The 19,164-nt window shown below is 32.9% G+C and carries 15 protein-coding genes; 6 read left to right on the forward strand and 9 right to left on the reverse strand.

Annotated elements, in window-relative coordinates; all coding sequences use genetic code 11:
* Nucleotides 1-27: 27 nt before the first annotated feature.
* Both hutH and ACT53I_RS00765 read left to right on the forward strand, forming a co-directional pair.
* Nucleotides 28-1,521: a histidine ammonia-lyase gene (gene hutH, locus ACT53I_RS00760; protein ID WP_476077997.1), complete on the forward strand. Its 1,494-nt coding sequence runs from the start codon at nucleotides 28-30 to the stop codon at nucleotides 1,519-1,521.
* Between the two features lie 137 nt (nucleotides 1,522-1,658).
* Nucleotides 1,659-2,153 carry a hypothetical protein gene (locus ACT53I_RS00765; protein ID WP_476077998.1) on the forward strand — a complete coding sequence of 165 codons (495 nt, stop codon included), beginning with the start codon at nucleotides 1,659-1,661 and terminating at the stop codon, nucleotides 2,151-2,153.
* A 41-nt stretch (nucleotides 2,154-2,194) separates the two neighbouring features.
* On the opposite strand, the gene ACT53I_RS00770 is transcribed toward ACT53I_RS00765, so the two are convergent.
* The 4 genes from ACT53I_RS00770 to ACT53I_RS00785 all read right to left on the reverse strand — a co-directional run bounded on the left by ACT53I_RS00770 (nucleotide 2,195) and on the right by ACT53I_RS00785 (nucleotide 6,503).
* Nucleotides 2,195-3,706, reverse strand: coding sequence for a T9SS type A sorting domain-containing protein (locus ACT53I_RS00770; RefSeq protein WP_476077999.1), 1,512 nt, complete (start codon nucleotides 3,704-3,706; stop codon nucleotides 2,195-2,197).
* 192 nt (nucleotides 3,707-3,898) lie between these two features.
* Nucleotides 3,899-4,843 (reverse strand): LamG-like jellyroll fold domain-containing protein, encoded by a 945-nt coding sequence (locus ACT53I_RS00775; protein ID WP_476078000.1) that lies wholly within the window; start codon nucleotides 4,841-4,843, stop codon nucleotides 3,899-3,901.
* Nucleotides 4,840-5,268 carry a hypothetical protein gene (locus ACT53I_RS00780; protein ID WP_476078001.1) on the reverse strand — a complete coding sequence of 143 codons (429 nt, stop codon included), beginning with the start codon at nucleotides 5,266-5,268 and terminating at the stop codon, nucleotides 4,840-4,842. The genes ACT53I_RS00775 and ACT53I_RS00780 overlap by 4 nt, the downstream gene beginning before the upstream one ends.
* Nucleotides 5,269-5,336: 68 nt before the next feature.
* A complete protein-coding gene (locus tag ACT53I_RS00785) occupies nucleotides 5,337-6,503 on the reverse strand; it encodes a hypothetical protein (RefSeq protein ID WP_476078002.1) in 1,167 nt (388 codons plus the stop codon).
* Nucleotides 6,504-6,753: 250 nt separating this feature from the next.
* On the opposite strand from ACT53I_RS00785, the gene ACT53I_RS00790 reads away from it, so the two are divergent.
* Both ACT53I_RS00790 and ACT53I_RS00795 read left to right on the forward strand, forming a co-directional pair.
* Entirely contained in the window at nucleotides 6,754-9,606 is a 2,853-nt protein-coding gene (locus ACT53I_RS00790) for a sensor histidine kinase (protein WP_476078003.1), read from the forward strand.
* Nucleotides 9,603-10,349 (forward strand): LytR/AlgR family response regulator transcription factor, encoded by a 747-nt coding sequence (locus tag ACT53I_RS00795; protein ID WP_476078004.1) that lies wholly within the window; start codon nucleotides 9,603-9,605, stop codon nucleotides 10,347-10,349. The genes ACT53I_RS00790 and ACT53I_RS00795 overlap by 4 nt, the downstream gene beginning before the upstream one ends.
* A gap of 38 nt (nucleotides 10,350-10,387) precedes the next feature.
* Here the strand turns inward: ACT53I_RS00795 and ygiD are convergent, their stop codons facing one another.
* The 5 genes from ygiD to ACT53I_RS00820 all read right to left on the reverse strand — a co-directional run bounded on the left by ygiD (nucleotide 10,388) and on the right by ACT53I_RS00820 (nucleotide 15,818).
* Nucleotides 10,388-11,215 (reverse strand): 4,5-DOPA-extradiol-dioxygenase, encoded by an 828-nt coding sequence (gene ygiD / locus ACT53I_RS00800; protein WP_476078005.1) that lies wholly within the window; start codon nucleotides 11,213-11,215, stop codon nucleotides 10,388-10,390.
* A 65-nt stretch (nucleotides 11,216-11,280) separates the two neighbouring features.
* Entirely contained in the window at nucleotides 11,281-11,790 is a 510-nt protein-coding gene (locus ACT53I_RS00805) for a YceI family protein (RefSeq protein ID WP_476078006.1), read from the reverse strand.
* A gap of 444 nt (nucleotides 11,791-12,234) precedes the next feature.
* A complete protein-coding gene (locus tag ACT53I_RS00810) occupies nucleotides 12,235-12,999 on the reverse strand; it encodes a TIGR03915 family putative DNA repair protein (RefSeq protein WP_476078007.1) in 765 nt (254 codons plus the stop codon).
* Nucleotides 13,000-13,002: 3 nt separating this feature from the next.
* Nucleotides 13,003-14,259: a putative DNA modification/repair radical SAM protein gene (locus tag ACT53I_RS00815; RefSeq protein WP_476078008.1), complete on the reverse strand. Its 1,257-nt coding sequence runs from the start codon at nucleotides 14,257-14,259 to the stop codon at nucleotides 13,003-13,005.
* An 83-nt stretch (nucleotides 14,260-14,342) separates the two neighbouring features.
* Nucleotides 14,343-15,818: a helix-turn-helix domain-containing protein gene (locus ACT53I_RS00820; protein ID WP_476078009.1), complete on the reverse strand. Its 1,476-nt coding sequence runs from the start codon at nucleotides 15,816-15,818 to the stop codon at nucleotides 14,343-14,345.
* 226 nt (nucleotides 15,819-16,044) lie between these two features.
* Here ACT53I_RS00820 and aceB point away from each other — a divergent pair, with 226 nt between their 5' ends.
* Together aceB and aceA are read left to right on the forward strand one after the other, a co-directional pair.
* Nucleotides 16,045-17,616, forward strand: coding sequence for a malate synthase A (aceB, locus tag ACT53I_RS00825; protein WP_476078010.1), 1,572 nt, complete (start codon nucleotides 16,045-16,047; stop codon nucleotides 17,614-17,616).
* Nucleotides 17,617-17,845: 229 nt separating this feature from the next.
* Nucleotides 17,846-19,123, forward strand: a complete 1,278-nt coding sequence (gene aceA, locus ACT53I_RS00830) for an isocitrate lyase (RefSeq protein WP_461377439.1) — start codon at nucleotides 17,846-17,848, stop codon at nucleotides 19,121-19,123.
* The last annotated feature ends 41 nt before the right edge of the window (nucleotides 19,124-19,164 follow it).

The following is a 19,164-nucleotide window of genomic DNA, read 5'->3' on the forward strand; positions in this document are numbered from 1 at the left end:
GTGTAATTTTAGACAAAATAATTTAAAATGTTAATTTACGGAGTAGACCACTTTACTTACCAAGATGTCATCAATATTATCAATGGTAAGCAAAAAGCAAATTTGGATAAAAAATCAAAAACCCAAATCCAGAATTCTTACCAAAATGTACAAAAGATTGTAAAATCAGATAGAACCGTTTATGGAATTAATACAGGTTTTGGTCCGCTCTGTGATGTGAAAATTTCCGAAGAAGAAACAGCACAGTTACAAGAAAATCTTATCATTTCGCATTCTGTAGGAGTAGGAAAACCGATTGCTAAAGAACTTTCAAAAATTATGATGGTGTGTAAAATTCACGCTTTGTCAAAAGGATTTTCGGGGATTTCTTTACAGGTTGTAGAACGATTGATGCTCATGCTAGAAAAAGACATTATTCCTGTAGTTCCAGAGCAAGGTTCAGTTGGCGCAAGCGGAGATTTAGCACCGCTTTCTCATTTGGTTTTACCACTTTTAGGTTTAGGAAAAGTTTGGGAAGGCGAAAATACAGTAGAAACTGCCCAAGTTTTAGAAAAACATCAATTACAACCTTTAAAATTACAAGCTAAAGAAGGTTTAGCGCTGATTAATGGAACTCAATTTATTCTAGCACATGCAATTTTAGGATTAGATAAATTCAGGTATTTATTAGATTTAGCAGATGTAGCCGCTGCTTTTTCGATTGAAGCTTATCAAGGTTCTGCAAGTCCTTTTAAGAAAGAATTACACGAAATTAGAGCGTATAAAGGCAGTCAATTGGTGGCGAAAAGAATGACCAAACTGCTTAAAAATTCTGAAAATTTAGAATACCACGAAAATTGCGGAAGAGTGCAAGACCCGTATTCTATGCGTTGTGTTCCACAAGTTCACGGTGCGAGTAGAAACGCTTATGAGCACCTGAAACAAATGGCAGAAACAGAACTGAATTCTGTAACCGATAATCCTATCGTTATTTCTGATGAAGAAGCAATTTCTGGAGGGAATTTTCATGGTCAATTAATGGCTTTACCCATTGATTATGCGACTTTGGCAGCTGCAGAATTAGGAAATATTTCGGATAGAAGAAGTTATCTTTTATTAGAAGGAAAATATGGTTTACCGAAATTATTGATTGAAAGTTCTGGCTTAAATTCTGGATTTATGATTCCGCAATATACTACTGCAGCATTGGTTACCGAAAATAAAACGCTTTGTTTCCCAGCTTCGGCAGATTCTGTTCCTACAAGTTTGGGACAAGAAGACCACGTTTCTATGGGAAGTATTTCTGGTAGAAAATTTAATCAAGTTTTAGGAAATTTAGAAAATATTTTAGCGATAGAACTTATGTTTGCAGCGCAAGGTTTAGAGTTCCGTAGACCGCTGAAATCTTCTAAAATCATCGAAGAAAACTATGTGATTATTCGTGAAAAAGTGAAAAAATTAGAAAACGACAGATTAATTGGCGAAGATATTCTCACCATTGCAGGAATGGTTAAAAATAAAGCATTTAAAGTGGAGGTTTAAAAAAATGAAATATCCTGCATTTATTTTAATTTTAACGTTATCTTGTGTTGAAAGTATTTCATTTGAAAAAAAACTGAGTTTTCAGAAAAAGAAATTTTGAATGAAATTAAAAAAATATAAAAGAAAAAAACTAAAATATGACTAACAAAGACTTCTTCAGACTCATGATAAAGCTTTTCGGGCTTTATCAATTTTTATTACTGATATTTACTTCTTTACCAAGAAATTTGCAGTTACTATTTAATGATTTTTTTTCAATAAGTAGTATTGTAACTTTAATTTTAATAACGCTTTTTATACTCGCAGTTTACTATGTATTTGTCAAAAAACCAGATTTAATCATTGATTTTTTTAAACTGGATAAAGGTTTTGATAATAATGAAATTACAGTAAGTAACCTCAATTCTGATACTATTTTGCAAATAGGAATGGTTTTGATTGGAGGCTTTTTGATTGTTGATAATTTTGGTTATTTCATTTCTTCATTTATCACTTACTTTAAAATAAGTTACATGAGTGAAAATTTAGAGAGTTTAAAAATTTTTGAATCTCTAATTTTAGGTGGGGCAAATTTAATTATAGGTTTTTGTTTAATCATTTACAGAAAACAAATCGCAAAAAAATTTCAATAAAAAAGGACTTCAAAATAGAAGTCCTTTTTTGTTATAAGATATTACTCTTTTATCAAATTTTTAGTTTGTGTATTTCCTTCTTTATCCGTAATCTTTATAAAGTAATTTCCTCTTGGTAAAGAAGAAATATTTATTTCTATGGAAGTGGATTCTTTCAGTTTTTTACCAGAAAAGTCATAAAGTTCAATCTTAGTAATTTGTTTTTCAGATTTTACAAAGACAACATCTTTTGCAGGATTGGGATAGATGGAAATAGTACTTTTTGCCATGCGATTATTTTCAGAAGCGCTGAGCGTATTATTTTGATATAAATTTAAAATCTGTGTACTTTTAAGAGCTCGATCATATATTTTTAAATCATCTATCGCTCCAGCAAAAGCATTAATTCTAAAAGAAGTTAACGTGCTGTTTATTAAAGGTTTAGGGGAAGTGCCTTTTATTACTCCATTTATATATATTTTTACATTATCAGCTTCAAAAACTAGAGCTGCGTGATACCATTGGTAAGGATTTGTGGTTCCGTTCGGAAAGCTAGCATCATAGGAAGCCCCAGAAAAACTAACGCTATTAGCATTCATGTAAAATCCAAAGGCATTGTATTGTGAGGTTCCGCCATAACCTAATGATGCGTAAGAAGTTATAGGATTGAAAGAGGTGTGATAGTACCAAAAAGAAATAGTCCTGTCTCTTTTTCCGAGTGGCAAATTAGGAATATTACAAACTCTTGTAGCAGAAGCAGTGGTAACCATTGCTTGGCCAGCTCCAGATCTTCCAGCAGTATAAGTTATAGGATAAGATGCATTACTTGTTGTAAAACTCACGCTGTTTGAATCATCTGCAGCAGTGTTATTAAACGAAAAAGATTTTATTAATCCTACAGTATTCGTATTGGGTTCATTATATATAGCCGTAACTTCACTGTCTGAAACAGCTCTGTCATATATTTTTAAATCGTCTATTAAGCCATTAAACCATTGTTCTCCACCAACACCAATACCTAATTTAAAAATATCTGAATTATTAATTGTATTCCACGATTTAGTCATAGAACCCATTAATTGTCCATTTCTGTACATTTTTGCAGTTGTCCCGTCATAAGTCATCACGAAATGATACCAAGTTCCTACATTATTGGGATTTCCTCCCATCATTACTGTGTAATTATCTGTATGAGACATAAACATCGTTCTATCTACACTTACACCACCACCACAAGCGTTTCCAGAGGTGCCTGTTCCGTATGTAAAAATTGGTCCGTAATTTAATCCCGCATCCGCTAAAGATCTTGTCCAGAATGCAATAGTTCTTGGAGCATTACCATAAGGTAATCCAGGAATGGTAGCTTGAGATTGCAAAGTGTAGGTCATTCTGATTGCAGAATTGGGATATCCACTTCTATCATAATCAAAAGAAGTAGGCGAAAAAGAAACTGTATTGGCTTCATTAGTATAAGAATTATCAAACTTAAAATATTGAATCAGCCCTGATGTAACTTGTGCATTCCCAAATGAAAAAAATACAAACAGTAAAAAAGTAAATGCTTTTGTCTTCATAATTATAACTTAAAAATTTAGCTAAATTTATAGGTAGTATTTATTGAAAATTAAGCAAATTAACCAAACTTGCTTTTAAGTTAACGAAAGCTTGCTTTTAGTTTTTTGTTTAATCATTTACAGAAAACAAATCGCAAAAAAAATTCAATAAAAAAGGACTTCTATTTTGAAGTCCTTTTTTGTTATAAGATATTACTCTTTTATCAAATTTTTAGTTTGATTATTTCCCTCTTTATCCGTAATCTTTATAAGGTAATTTCCTCTTGGTAAAGAAGAAATATTCATTTCTTTGGAAGTGGATTCTTTCAGTTTCTTACCCAAAAAATCATAAAGTTCTATATTGGCAATAGGAGTTTCAGATTTCACAAAAAAAACATCTTTTGCAGGATTGGGATAGATGGAAATTTGGTTTTCCATTTTAGAAGATTCTGATGTGGCTAGAGTTCCATTGAATAAACTGTTAACTTGTGCATCTGTTAGTGCCACGTCAAAAATTTGTAAATCATCAATCGCTGCATTAAGAGTACCTCCAGAAGATGTACTTGGAGTAGCACCTATTTTAAATAAATTATTGATTGTGTTAGATGTGTTGATTGCTAAATTTTGTGTTTTGATGAGTGTGCCATTCATATAGATTTTAATTTTAGAGCCATCATAAGTCGTTACTAAATGATACCATTGTCCGTTATTAAAAAAGACATTAGAATTTTCATTTATGGTGATTGTTACACTATAACCGGCACCCCAATTGTATTGTTCTAAACCATTATTGTAGTTCATGGTAAGGCCAAAAGCTTGTCCGTTTACAGCATTTCCATAACTAAATATGTAACTTCCACCGGTTGCATTATATTGGTTGAATTTTATCCAAGTTGCAACAGTTCTAGGGTTATTTCCTAATGGTAAATTATTGATAATTGCTTTTAAACCTCCAGCATTGGGAATATTCACTGCTTGTCCACCATTTCTACCGGTAACAAATGAAGTCGGAAAAGTGGCATTCAGTTGTCCAAGTTGTATAGTAGAATTGCTATTAGAATATGTATTATTAAATGTAAAGTGATGAATTGGTGTTTGTGCAAAAGCCAAAACAGAAATAAGCAAAGTGAAAATGAGTAGAGATTTTATTTTCATCATTTTTTGTTTTTAATGGTTAAAAAATAATTTTGAAATTCGTTTTCTATGTCTGTTATATCTATTTGTTTTGCACTTTTTTTCGGCATGTAAAAAATAATATCCCAAGAAAGTTCTTTAATGTTGAATTTCTTAAATCGGCCATTTTCTAAGAATCTTACTTGATTCGAACTATTGATTTTAATGGTTTTGATGTTTTTCTTTTTTAAGAAAATTTTGGCCTGATCTAAATAATATAAGCCATCTTCTACAATCATAGAAAACTCATCTTCACTCGCCGATTCTTTTTTCAGTTGGTTAATTTTATCGTTAGAAGGCATTACAATCACTACTGTTTTTTCTTTAATATTCAATGTTTTTTGAGCCGGTAATGCATTGAATGTGAAAAGAAGTAGAAGAGCAAAAAGGTTTAATTTGAATTTCATCATTTTTAGAAAATTTAAAGAAATTACCACGGAACTTATAGAAAAGTCCCGCAGTAATCATATGAAGAAGGTTACTTGTTTGCGTTTGCTTTAGCACAATCTATCGGGTCCATTCCAGAGTTGGCATAATCTGTAGGTGGAGTGATATAGTTTTCGGCTAAACTTCCTGGTGCAGAATAAGAATTTTGCTGTTCTATTTGCATATTCATAAATCCACAAGTTCCGTCTGGTTTTTTGAAAACCGCTACAATAGCCATAATTCTAGAAGTTAAAGTTTTCACATAAATTCCCTGATTGTTCCTTAAATCTTGATATTGTGGAGCCCATTCACTTGTTGGGTAACAATAGATTGGCGTTTCTTTCCATCCATAATCTGCTACACGTTTTTTTACTGCTGCCATCATTGCTTGTTGAGAAGGTGCTTTTGCTGGAGTTGCTTTTTTAGGAAGATTCATATTTGCAGAATAAGCTTCTTCTTTTTTCTTGTCCATATCTTTAAAGATTTGAGCAATTTTTGCAGGAGTATAATTTTTAATTTTGTCTTCCATTCCTGCTTTATAGAAGAATAAATATTGTTGTCCTTCAAATAAATTATGTCCATAAGGATCACCACCCGAAGCTGCGTAAGGTTCGTCTGAAGCGTAAAATAAACCTGGTTCTAGTTGTAGCAAACCTTTTAGTTCTCCTTTTTTTACACCTTTTGCGGGATCTTTGTCTAAATACTGTACATATGCAATATCTGGCATATAACAGTCTCTGTAATGTAAAATTCCTTTGGATTTCATTTGTTGCAATAGCATGGCTTTGTATTTTGCATTTACACCAGAGCTAATCCAAGTGGTATATTGAGCATCAATAATTGGATTTCCTTCGCTGTTTTTTTGGAAATGATATCTTGAATAAAGATTGACTTTGAAATTAGCATCATCAAATTCTAAATACACTTTTTTAAGGGCTAAAACCTTACCATTAGTAATATTTTTAATTCCTAAAGGAACTGATGCGTAATAGATTCCACTTGGTCCGTCTTTTTTAAAATTTTGTTTTTCTAAAAAAGGATCTGCAGCATCTTCTTCTAGTGCCTTTAAGTCCTTTTTGTCTGGAGTAATCGCTTTTTTGGCATCTCCTTCTGGTGTTCCTAATGTTTTTTCGGCTACTTTAGTGAGGAGTTTTCCGAATTGAGCATTTGCTTGTAGAGTAAAGCAAGTAAGAAGGAGAATAGAAATAGTTTTTCTCATAATGTTTTTATATATTAAATTATGTTTTCATCAATAAACCAATAGCGATATAATTTTTGTAAGAATTGGCTAAAGTGTTTCTTCATGTTTTTTTTGCAAAATTATTTCTAGTGATGCTTTGTTCTGGAGCATATTTAACCAAATCTGATTTTGGATTAACGTAACTAACTTTTAGATTTTCGTTAATTCAAAATGGTTTTTAGTAAACTCTGAAACGGAGTGAGAAGAATTATTGTTAATTTTGTTGATAATGATTAAGAAAGTCTTATTTTTTCTCGCGGTTTTAATAAATTTTGTAATTTCTGCGCAAAATAGTATTCCCTATTATTACCATCTCAGTAAGCAAAACGGAATGCCTACAGAAGTGGTTTATGATGTATACCAAGATAGAAAAGGCTTTATTTGGATTTCTACAGAACAAGGTCTATTCAGATATGATGGTAAAAATTATCAGAATTATGCGTTAGATGAACAGACTTCTAAATCAGGTTCTTGTATCAGCGAAGATAAATATGGAAGAATTTGGTATAGCAATTTTGATGGATATCTTTATTTTATAGAAAAAGGGCAACTGAAATTGTTCAAACCTCACATTCCTATTGGTTATCTTAAATTTGGAGTCATTAATAATTCGCTTTTTACGGTAGAAGAAGAAGGAGTAATCGTTTATGATTTGAAGACGGGAAAGAAAAATAAATCTTATCCTATATATCAAAAAAAATTGAATTTTACACATAGCGACGGAAAGAATTTTTATGTTTTCGCAGATGAATTGCTCATCATCAATGAAAAAGGAAAAACCGCAGTTCAACTTCCAGAAGCACTTAAAAATTTCAGAGCGGGAATTATGCAAAACACCAAAAATGGTTTGCTTTTTACTTCTAAGCATGAGAGTTTTGGGTATTATTTTAAAAACAATACATTTTCTAAAGTTAATCTTCCTAAAGAAATTACTTTCGTGCAAAACACGTCTTTTGATGGAAAAGAAAACTGGCTTTGTACTACTGATGGCGCTTTTAGCACGAATTTAGCACAACCTTTTTTCAAAGGATATAACATTTCTACAGTTTATAAAGATAGAAATCAGAATTATTGGTTTGCTACCATTAATAATGGAATTTTCTTAGTTCCCAATCTTCATGTGCAGTTTTTTGAAAGTAAAAATATTATCACTTCACTTTCTGCGTATAAAAACCAACTGCTCATCGGGACACAAAATGAAGAGTTATTTCTGAAAAATATTGAAAATCAAAACGAAAAGTTAATTTTTAAGGGAGAAAATAAACACGAGATTTATTTGTTGAAATCTTTCAATAATTCTCCGAATATTTTTACTTCTTCTTATGGTTTTAGAATTCTAGACCAAAATGGAAAATTAGTTTACCAAGACGAAGCAGCCATCAAAGATATTGTTCCACTAGACGAGAAAAACTTTGCTTTTGCAGCGAGCGGAACTTGCGGTTTTCTCAGTTTTGGAAATACAAAAACGGATTGGCAAAAAATCTTTCCTCCTCAGATTACTTTAGGAGCTCAGAATACTTTAATCAATAAAGTGAGAGGGAAATCTGTGGTTTTCGATGCGGAAAATTTAAGACTATATTTTGCAACCAATAAAGGTCTTTTTGTGGTTTCAAAAAATAAAGCTCAAGAAATTTTATATCGAGAAAAATCTGTGTATATCAGTAGATTGGTTCAATATGGCTCGCAGATTTTTGCACTTACTCAGAATAATAAATTGTTGCAAGTAAAAGACTTTAAAATCATTCAACCAAGTATTTTTCAGTCGCTTTCTCAGAATAAAATTCTCAATATCAGAATGATTAATGAGAGATTGTACTTGAACTCTGACAATGGAATTTTTGTCTACGATTTTAAAACTCGAAAAGAATACAAAAAACTTTCTTATAACCAAGATTTTGAATTCAGTCAAATTACAGAAATAGGCGATAAGGTTTTTATTGGTGTAAATAGGGGGATTTTATCCTTGCCGCTTTCTTATCAAGAACATCAGAATTTTCCGAGATTAATTTTAGATGAGGTGAAAGTAAATGGTAAAATCACGTCTTTTTCTGCTCAAAAATCATTTGAAAATGATGAAAACAATTTGGAATTAAAATATGCTTTGCTCAATTTTACTCCAGGAGAAAAATACAAGGTTTTTTATAAAATAAATAATGGAAATTGGCATCTCGCAGACGAAAATTCTAGAAAATTAGACTTCCCGTCACTTTCAGCAGGCGATTATCAAATCACATTGAAAACCGAAGATAAAAATGCAGCGCCTATTGTATTGAATTTTACCATAAAACAAGTTTTTTGGAAATCTTGGATTTTTATACTTTTTGTAGGAGGTTTGTTGATTTTTTTAATCATTTTTTATTATCGATATCAAATCAGAAAAATAAATTATACCAAACAGCTAGAAATTGACACCATTCGTTTAGAAAAAGAGAGCAATAGTTCGAAACTCAAAGCTTTTAAATCGCAAATGAATCCGCATTTTTTCTATAATGCACTCAATACTTTGCAGTCGTATATTCTAACCAATGAAAAAAAGCCAGCGCTTACTTATTTGTCTCAATTTTCTGGATTAACGCGCAAAATTTTAGAATTTACAGAACAAGATTACATCTCTTTAGAAGAAGAAATAGAAACCCTGAAACTGTATTTGGAATTAGAAAAAGCAAGATTTAATGGAGATTTACACTATGAAATTTCTACTAAAAATATGGACCATCTTTCTAAAATTCATATTCCTGTTTTGCTTCTGCAACCTTATGTAGAAAATGCTATTAAACATGGGCTTCTGCATTCTAGAAAAGAAAAAATATTGAACATTTCCTTTGAACAGAAAAAAGATTTTCTCTGTATTAGGATAGAAGATAATGGAATTGGTATCGAAAAAAGTAAAATTATTAATGCTCAAAAAGGCAACCAAAAACCAGCTTCTTTTGCAACTTCAGCACAAGAGAAAAGAGTAGAAATCCTTAATAAAATGTATAAAAATTCTGTTTCTATCATCATAGAAAATAAGGAAAACGAAAATGGAGTTTCTACAGGAACTTTGGTGAAAATTCAACTAAAACCCATGAATGTATTATGAAAGCACTGATTGTAGATGACGAAGAAAGAGCTAGAGTTTCTCTTAGATATTTAATTGCAGAATTTTTGCCACATTTAGAAATTGTGGCAGAATGTGATGGGATTCCTAATGCTGTAAAATCTATTCATAAACATAAGCCAGATTTGGTGTTTTTAGATATCGAAATGCCTGGACATTCTGGATTAGAAATTCTAGATTTTTTTGACGAAAAAGATTTAAATTTTGGAATAATTTTCACCACAGCTTATCAAGAATATGCCATTAAAGCGTTTAAACTTTCGGCGGTAGATTATTTGTTAAAACCCATTAATCCTACAGAATTGCTAGAAGCGGTAAATAGATTTCAGAAATTAACAAGTCAGAAAATAAAAGTGCTTCACGAAAACTTAGGAAAAGATTTTTCTGAAACCAAAAAAATAGGAATTTCTCATAGCAACGGAATAGAACTTATTTTGCCAGATGAAATTATTTATATCAAAGGAGAAGGAGCGTATTCAGAAATACATTTGACCGATGGTAAGAAGATTCTAGCAAGTAAAAACCTGAAAATGTTCGAAGGAAATTTAGCCGAAAATCCACAATTTATAAGAGTTCACAAATCTTATATCGTGAATTTTAATCATCTCATTTCTATTAATAAATCAAACGGAGGAACCATTGTTATGACTAATCAGATGGAAATTCCGTTTAATTCTGATAGTTATGAACTGATTTTAGAAAAAATAAATTTGATAAAAAAATAAAAAAAACCTTGCCCAATTTCTCAACCTTTACCTTTACCTCAATCTATCATTACACTCGTCATACTTAGACTTCCACCGATGAGTTCGTCGTTAAAAAGTGATATGTTGTCGCTTTTTTCTTTCAAACCAAGCGTATAAATCAGTGGTAAATAATGATCAGGAGTAGGAATGGCGTTTTGTAGCGCAGTTCCTTGTTTTTCAAAATGAATTAAATTCTGAAAATTTCCATCAAGAATCCATTCATTCGTTTTGGCTCTCGCTTCTATTGCCCAATCCCAACCAGCACCAACCGTATTGATGTTTTTCCAGTCAATCATTCTTAGGTTATGAACTACGTTTCCGCTTCCGATAATCAGAATGCCTTTTTCTCTTAATTTTTGTAATTTTTTAGCCAAATCAAAATGGTATTGAGCAGACTGAGTATAATCTATACTCATTTGGATCACTGGAATATTCGCAGAAGGATATAAATGTTTAATCACACTCCACGCTCCATGATCTAGTCCCCAACTATCGGTTTCTATAACTGAAGTGGGCGCCAAAAGTTCTGCTGTTTCTTTCGCCAATTCAGGATTTCCTTTGGCGGGATATTCTACCTCGAAAAGTTCTTGCGGGAATCCATAAAAATCATGAATTGTTTTCTGCATTTCTCCCGAAGTTACATAAGTTCCTTTGGTATACCAATGTGCAGAAATACACAAAATAGCATTGGGAGTAGGAATTTTTTTAGAAATTTCTCTAAATCCTCTCACAAATTGGTTTTCTTCTATTGCATTCATCGGCGAACCATGTCCTAAAAATAGAACCGGCATTTTTTCGCTTTTGGGCAATTGTTCAGAAATGTATTCTAATACGTTGATGTTCATTTTAATTAAAAATTGATGCAGAATGCTCTAAAGCATTCTGCATCTTTCATCGTTTGTGTTTGCTTTTATCCTTTTACGAATTGTAATTCTCCAGCGATTTTTACTTCATCGCTTACTAAAACACCGCCAGTTTCCAAGGCTGCATTCCAGTTTAGACCGAAATCACTTCTTTTAATTTTTCCTTCAAAAGTAAATCCAGCTTTAGTATTTCCCCAAGGATCTTGGTTGATTCCACCGAATTCAACTTCTAATTGTACTGGTTTAGTAACTCCGTTAATAGTCAAATGTCCTGTTACATTATCAGCTAAAGAAGCACTTTCAAAAGTAATCGTTGGGTTTTGTTCTGCATTGAAAAAATCTGCACTTTTCAAGTGAGTATCTCTATCTGCGTTATTTGTGTCAATAGAATCTGTTTGGATGGTCGCGCTTACTTTTGCGTTTTTGAAAGTATCATCTTCTGCTTCTACTTCTGCAGTAAAAGTGTTGAAAGCTCCTTTTACGTTAGAAATCATCATGTGTCTTACTTTGAAAGTGATTTCACTGTGCGTAGTGTCTAAGTTCCATTTTGTTGCCATAATATTTTGTATTTTAGTTATTTATTATGGTGCAAATGTACGGTGTGCAGAATCCTAGATGCATTGATGTAAGATAAGAAATGATTTTTTTAGAAGCAAGACGTTTTTACTATCTTTTGAACTTTCAGTCCGGCTTTCCATTGCAATTTTTTTCTTGCTGACTTTGCTACGCTCTGTCAAAAAGAAAAAAGATTTTCATTTCAATCCGGGCTAGGTTCTGGTTTTGGGTTTCTTTTCACTTTTTAGAAATTTAGAAGAAAAATTAGCATAATTAGCAAAATTAGCGATAGAATTATAGTTTTCATAGCTTCCTGAAAAAGTGGCGCTCCTCTGGAGCGCACCATATTGTAGTAGCAATTTTTCTACAAACCTATTGCTCCTCTGGAGCAAAAATCTCAAAAATTTTACCTTTATCTCAAGCTTTAACTTTACCTCTACCTCAAACTAAAATTTCTCCGTCAGATATTTCCAATAGCGTTTCGGAACCCACTGAATATGGAGTTTCATGTTTTTTCGTTCAGGAATTCCTGTTTTTACAAAGTAACGTTGCCAAAGTGTTTGGTATTTTTTCTCTTCCTCGTGATGGAACTGTTCAGAATTTCTGAAATTTTGCAATTGAGAAGAATCAGGCGTGAAAAAATGAACTTCTTTTAAATCATAAAAAATTCCGTAATGCCTTTTCAAATCGAAAATCATCCATTTTTGGTCAGCGTATCTTTCTTTAAAATGTTTTCTAATAAGTGGTAAAACATTAAAATCTGGTTCTATTTTGGCAAAATACACTTCATCTTGTAATAATTCAAAACGTACAAAAGCCAACATTCGGTGTCTTTCTCTGCTCACACTTCTGCAAATTTTAGAAATTTCTAGAATATCATCATTCCCGAAATCTTGTAAAATATTTTGTTTCGGATGTTTTATAGAATGCCGAACTGCGCTCAGAATTAATCTTTCTAAGTCTTTTCTCTCCGAGAAATAAACCATCATGAGTTGAGAAATGCCTTGCTTTCCTAGGTTTTCTTCCAATTTTTTCAGAACTCGGTCAGATTTGGTAAAATCAGTAATGACTTCGTGTGTTTCTGCGAAGAAATTCTCTTGACTGTAATTTTGTTGAGCCACAATTTCCACCACGTCATATTTGTATTCGAAAACTTCGAATATGGCCGTCATTAATCCTTCAAAACTTCCATCGTAGAGTAGAGTTGTCATGAATTAAAATAAAGAAAGTTGTACAGAAAACGGATTTTGCCATTTAGATTTCATGCCGTTTACAATAATTTGTCTGAAATTTTGCTCGTCAATCAGTCGGTTGAAAATATTTTGACTTTCAAATTCTATAAAATATTTGGCTCTATTGGTTGCAACTCCCATTTTTTTAAGATGTTCTAAGTTCAGTTTCTGAAATTTTCTCGCCATCAGAATTTTATTTACAGAAGTTACGCCCATTCCAGGAATTCTTAACAGCATTTCTTTCGGAGCGGTATTGATATTTACTGGGAATTTTTCTCTATTTCTCAATGCCCAAGCTAATTTTGGGTCTACTTCTAAATCTAAAAACGGATGGTTTTTGTCTAAAATTTCATTGGCGTCAAAACCGTAAAAACGCATCAACCAATCTGCTTGATACAGTCGGTTTTCTCTTTGCATCGGAACTTGCGCATGAATGGAAGGTAAATTTTTATCTTCTAAAACTGGAACGTAACCAGAATAGTATACCCGTTTCATGTTGTAGTTTTGATAAAAATGTTTGGCTACATGAATGATTTTCAGGTCAGTTTCGTTGGTTGCGCCCACAATCATTTGGGTAGATTGACCAGCTGGAGCGAATTTGGGAACTTTTCTAAAAATTTTTCTTTCTTCTTGATAAACCGTTAAAGCATTTTTAATAAAACCCATCGGTTTTATCATGTCTTGATGTGATTTTTCGGGAGCGAGAAGTTTTAAACCAGATTCTGTAGGAATTTCCAGATTGATGGAAAGCCTGTCTGCATATAAACCAGCTTCTCTAATCAGTTCATCACTTGCGCCGGGAATGGTTTTTAAGTGAATGTAGCCATTGAAGTTATGCTCTTCTCTCAATTTTTTGGCAATTCTCACCAATCGTTCCATAGTGAAATCTGCATTTTTAAAAATTCCAGAGCTTAAAAATAAGCCTTCAATATAATTTCTGCGGTAAAAATTCATCGTGAGATCTACCACTTCTTCTACCGTGAAAGCTGCCCGTTTTATGTCGTTTGATTTTCTGGAAACGCAATATAAACAATCGTAAATGCAATGATTGGTCAAGAGAATTTTGAGCAAAGAAATACATCTGCCATCTTCTGTAAAGGAGTGACAAATTCCCGCAGCATGACTGTTGCCTAATCCGCCTTTGTTTTTACGATTTCCGCCACTCGAAGAGCAGGAAACGTCGTATTTAGCAGCGTCTGCAAGGATTTCTAATTTTTCTTTTATTCTGTCGAAATTCATAATCTTCTCTGGTCAAAGATAGTACCAACAAAATAAAATTTCAATAGATTTTGTCTAAAGTTATCCGCAAAAAATGTTAAAAATTAAAGCACTTCTTTTCTGATTTTAGCAATCGCTTTTTTCATGCTTTCGTTGAAATGTTCTTTTTCTAATCGGGTTGGTGGTGCTTTTCTTACTTCGCAATCAGAGATGCTACAAGTTTCGCAGGTTACGCCTACATCTTCAGATTTAATGCTGTCGTTTTTTGCAAATTTTATTTTTTTCAAGGAATTAGAATTCAGTAAAATTCCCAAGCAATAACTTCTGTTGGTTCCGTCTGAAAATGGGTTTCTGTGTGAGGTAGAAATGACCAGATAGCTTAATCCAGAATCTTTGTAATGAGAAATTTGTGCAGAAGTTGCGGTTTCGTTTTCTTGAAGCTCTTTTAAATTTTTAATCGCAACCCAGCGTCTGCAATAATGTTCATTGGTAGCGTTTCCGTGCGGAGCTTGTTGCTGATTCAGGTGTAATTCTTTGAGGATTTGAACTTTATCTGTGTTTTTCTTTTTGACGAAACACAAATAAAATAAGTCTTTTATCCCGAATTCGGCTGAAAGTAAATTGGTTAATCGGTAATAAAAAGTCTCAGGAGAATTGGTGAAATGGGCAATTAATTCATCAAATTTTTGAGAATTAAAGTCTGGTTCGTCAAAAAATTCTTCTGTTTTCTCGATTAATTCATCTTTTGGTATCAGAATACAACCTGCAAAATATGAAGCGTAGAAATTGCTCAATAATTCTTCGAAACTTGTGAAATCTAACCAGGAATAAGTATTCGGTCTTGGGTTAAGTTCTAAAACTTGAAAGCCAATTTCTTTGGCGAGAATAAAGGTTTTTTGATTCTCGTCAAGTAAACGATTGAGGAGCAATAATTTTTTCTCAGGAACGTAAAGTGAACGAAGATGATTTAAGGTTCCATATTGTTCAAAATCTTCGGATTTTATTTCATAGTCGAAAACATCAATCAGGATTTTTTCTAAATGTTTGATGTCAATATTTTTCCCAAGCTTTAATTGATTTTCTTCGGCGAAATTTTTGGCTTTTTCTTCAATGTCTGGGAAATGATTGTCATATAATTCTTGAAAACTTCTCACCACGGCGAAGTAAAAACGCTCTTTTCCGAGATTATAGTTTTGTGAAATTTCAATCAAAGTGTTGATAAAAGCAGTTACTTTTTTTGGAGCTTCACTGATGATATTAATGAGTGTATTTTTATTGATTCCAAAAAGTTCTAATGGAATTTCTTTAAAAAAGTCGCTTTGTAAAATTTCACTAAAAGGAGCAAGGTTTTTATCCAATTTGGTAGAGACTAAATCGTCAAATTTGCAATTCAGCACATCAGCTAACTGAATGATCTTATCATGTTTAGGGTATTTTTTCCCGTTTTCTATTTCGTTAAGATACGATTTAGAAAGTTTGGTTTTGTCTGCCAAATCTTGCAGTGACCAATTTCTTTTTTGTCTCTGTTGTCTCAGTTTTAAACCAAAAACGGTTTTGATAAAATCACTTTCGCTGCTCATTATAAAATTTTTATTGAATCTAAATAAGTGGTAAAACCCTTTAAAATTCAAAGATAAGAAATATAAGCGATTTTTCGCATAATAAATTTTATTAAAAAATTAGCGAACGTTCGCTGTAAGTGAAAATATTTTCTATATTTGCAAAAGAACAAATTCAAAATCTATTCATTTCGTTTCAAATAAAACTAATAACCACATTTTTTTGAAACCCACAACAAAATATACTATGGAGTCTAATTTTAAAATAACAGCCACTCATCATTATCCAGAAATTTTCTCGGAAGAATTGGTGAAATTTTTGATTCAGTTGCATAAAAAATTTAATCAAGACAGATTAGAATTATTGTCTGCAAGAAAAATGGTGCAACAAAAAATAGATGAAGGGGTTTTTCCAAAATTTCCAGAAGAAACTGCAGGAATTAGAGAAGAAAATTGGGTGTGCAGCAGATTGCCAAAAGATTTACAAGACAGAAGAGTAGAAATTACAGGTCCTGTTGATAGAAAGATGATTATCAATGCTTTGAATTCTGGAGCGTCTACTTTTATGGCAGATTTCGAAGATTCTAATTCGCCAACTTGGGAAAATTGCATGGAAGGACAAATTAATCTTTCTGATGCGATTAATAGAACCATAGATTTCGTAAACGAAGAAGGAAAAGCCTACCAATTGGGCGAGAAATTGGCGGTGCTTTTGGTAAGACCTCGAGGTTTACATTTAGACGAAAAAAATATTACAATAAATGGAGAAAAAGCTTCTGGCTCTTTAATTGATTTCGGGATTTATTTTTTCAGAAATGCGAAAAAATTATTAGAAAACGGAAGCGGTCCTTATTTCTATTTACCAAAATTAGAGCACTATAAAGAAGCACGATGGTGGAATGAGATCTTCAATTTCTCACAAAATTATTTAGGTATTTCTCAAGGCACTATTAAGGCCACAGTTCTCATCGAAACCATTACTGCTTCTTTTCAGCTCGATGAAATTTTATACGAACTCAAAGAACATAGTTCTGGGCTCAATTGTGGAAGATGGGATTACATTTTCTCTTACATCAAAAAATTTAGAAATCACAAGGAATTTTTAGTTCCAGACAGAGATCAAGTGACCATGACTTCACCTTTTATGAGTGCCTATTCTAAACGAGTGATTCAGGTTTGTCATAAGCGTGGAGTTCATGCAATGGGAGGAATGGCAGCACAAATTCCCGTAAAAAATAATGAAGAAGAAAACGAATTAGCATACGCAAAAGTTAGAGCCGACAAAGAGCGTGAAGTGAAAAACGGTCACGATGGAACTTGGGTAGCACATCCTGGTTTGGTTCCTGTAGCGAAGCAAATTTTTGATGAATTTATGCCAACTCCAAATCAAATAGATAAAAAACACGAAGACTATCATATTTCAGAGGCAGATTTATTAGAAGTTCCAAAAGGTGAAATCACCGAAAAAGGCGTAAGAAAAAACATCAATGTAGGAATTCTTTATATAGAATCTTGGCTCATGGGAACTGGAGCAGCTGCATTGTATAATTTAATGGAAGATGCAGCCACTGCAGAAATTTCTAGAACTCAAGTTTGGCAATGGCTGAAAAATCAAGCGAAGTTGAATGATGGAAGAACATTGACCCAAGAAATAGTTCTGGAATTTGAGAAAGAAGAACTCGAAAATATCAAAAAATATGTAGGCGAAAATCGCTATAAAAAGGGAAAATTTGATTTGGCAACAAAGCTTTTTAATGAGTTGGTTTTCGATGAAAATTTCGAGGATTTCTTAACCTTAAAAGCATATCCGTTTATTTAAGAGCCAAGTAAAAAGTAAAAAGAGCCAAGAAAAAACTCTGTGTTAAAAAAAGAGGAAAAACCTTTGCGGACATTGCAAATCATCTTTGATGATTCTTTGTGAACTTAAAAATATTTTCAAGAAAAATAAAAAAATCTTTGCGCGCTTTGCGTTTAAAAAAATCAGTGTTCTCTGTGAAAAACTCTATGAACGCTGTGAATTGAAATAAACAAAACAAACCCAAAATATCATGAACAGACAAGAACAAATCCAAGCGCTCGAAAAGGAATGGAGAGAAAATCCAAGATGGAGCGGAATTACAAGGCCTTATTCGGCTGAAGAAGTTTTAAAACTCAGAGGAAAATACAAGTTAGATTATACCATCGCTACTCAAATGTCAGAGTTGCTTTGGAAAAAGCTAAACAATCAAGATTTTGTGGCGGGATTAGGAGCTTTAACAGGAAATCAAGCGGTTCAGGAAGTTGACGCAGGTTTAGAAGCGATTTATCTTTCTGGTTGGCAAGTTGCCGCAGACGCGAATCTTTCTGGAGAAATGTATCCTGACCAATCGCTTTATCCTGCGAATTCGGTTCCTGCTGTGGTGAAAAAAATCAATAATGCACTTTTGAGAGCAGACCAAATTCAGTCTGTAAATGGAGGTGGTGAAAAAGATTATTTGGTTCCAATCGTTGCCGATGCAGAAGCTGGTTTCGGAGGAAATCTGAACGCTTTTGAATTGATGAAACAAATGATAGAAGCTGGCGCAGCTGGTGTTCACTTCGAAGATCAATTGTCTTCTGCTAAAAAATGCGGTCACCTTGGTGGAAAAGTTTTGGTTCCTACTCAAGAAGCGATCAATAAATTGATTGCAGCAAGATTAGCAGCAGATGTTTGCGGAGTTCCTACCGTTTTAGTGGCAAGAACAGATGCAGATGCAGCAGATTTATTGACTTCTGATATTGATGATAGAGATAAAAAATTTGTAACTGGTGAAAGAACTTCTGAAGGTTTTTTCCAAGTGAATTGCGGAGTAGAACAAGGTATTGACAGAGGACTTTCTTACGCTCCTTATGCAGATTTAATTTGGATGGAAACTTCTAACCCAGATTTAGAATATGCGAGAAAATTTGCAGAAGGAATTCATGCAAAATTCCCTGGAAAAATGTTGGCGTACAATTGTTCTCCATCTTTCAACTGGGCAGCGAAATTAACGGTTCCTGAAATGGAAACATTCCGTGAAGAATTAGCAAAAATGGGATACAAATTCCAATTTATTACTTTGGCAGGTTTCCACGCATTGAATACAGCGATGTTCGAATTGGCATTAGCGTACAAAGAAAGAGGAATGGCTGGTTACAGCGAATTACAAGAAAGAGAATTTGCATTACAGGCTAAAGGTTTCCGTGCAGTGAAGCATCAAAGTTTCGTGGGAACAGGTTATTTTGATGCAGTTCAAACCGTAGTAACTGCAGGAAATTCTTCTACTACAGCTTTAGCTGGTTCTACTGAAGCAGAGCAATTCCATTAAACAAGAGCCAAGTAAAAGGTAAAAAGAGCCAAGTAAAAAGA

The organism is Cloacibacterium sp. DMC96, from assembly GCF_056313765.1.

Bases quoted from the DNA above. Each gene is read 5' to 3' on its own strand.
- aceA (WP_461377439.1), top strand. From the start codon at position 17,846: ATGAACAGACAAGAACAAATCCAAGCGCTCGAAAAGGAATGGAGAGAA.
- ACT53I_RS00765 (WP_476077998.1), top strand. From the start codon at position 1,659: ATGACTAACAAAGACTTCTTCAGACTCATGATAAAGCTTTTCGGGCTT.
- ACT53I_RS00785 (WP_476078002.1), bottom strand. From the start codon at position 6,503: ATGAGAAAAACTATTTCTATTCTCCTTCTTACTTGCTTTACTCTACAA.
- ACT53I_RS00780 (WP_476078001.1), bottom strand. From the start codon at position 5,268: ATGATGAAATTCAAATTAAACCTTTTTGCTCTTCTACTTCTTTTCACA.
- aceB (WP_476078010.1), top strand. From the start codon at position 16,045: ATGGAGTCTAATTTTAAAATAACAGCCACTCATCATTATCCAGAAATT.
- ACT53I_RS00815 (WP_476078008.1), bottom strand. From the start codon at position 14,259: ATGAATTTCGACAGAATAAAAGAAAAATTAGAAATCCTTGCAGACGCT.
- ACT53I_RS00795 (WP_476078004.1), top strand. From the start codon at position 9,603: ATGAAAGCACTGATTGTAGATGACGAAGAAAGAGCTAGAGTTTCTCTT.
- hutH (WP_476077997.1), top strand. From the start codon at position 28: ATGTTAATTTACGGAGTAGACCACTTTACTTACCAAGATGTCATCAAT.
- ACT53I_RS00770 (WP_476077999.1), bottom strand. From the start codon at position 3,706: ATGAAGACAAAAGCATTTACTTTTTTACTGTTTGTATTTTTTTCATTT.
- ACT53I_RS00775 (WP_476078000.1), bottom strand. From the start codon at position 4,843: ATGATGAAAATAAAATCTCTACTCATTTTCACTTTGCTTATTTCTGTT.
- ACT53I_RS00805 (WP_476078006.1), bottom strand. From the start codon at position 11,790: ATGGCAACAAAATGGAACTTAGACACTACGCACAGTGAAATCACTTTC.
- ACT53I_RS00820 (WP_476078009.1), bottom strand. From the start codon at position 15,818: ATGAGCAGCGAAAGTGATTTTATCAAAACCGTTTTTGGTTTAAAACTG.
- ACT53I_RS00790 (WP_476078003.1), top strand. From the start codon at position 6,754: ATGATTAAGAAAGTCTTATTTTTTCTCGCGGTTTTAATAAATTTTGTA.
- ygiD (WP_476078005.1), bottom strand. From the start codon at position 11,215: ATGAACATCAACGTATTAGAATACATTTCTGAACAATTGCCCAAAAGC.
- ACT53I_RS00810 (WP_476078007.1), bottom strand. From the start codon at position 12,999: ATGACAACTCTACTCTACGATGGAAGTTTTGAAGGATTAATGACGGCC.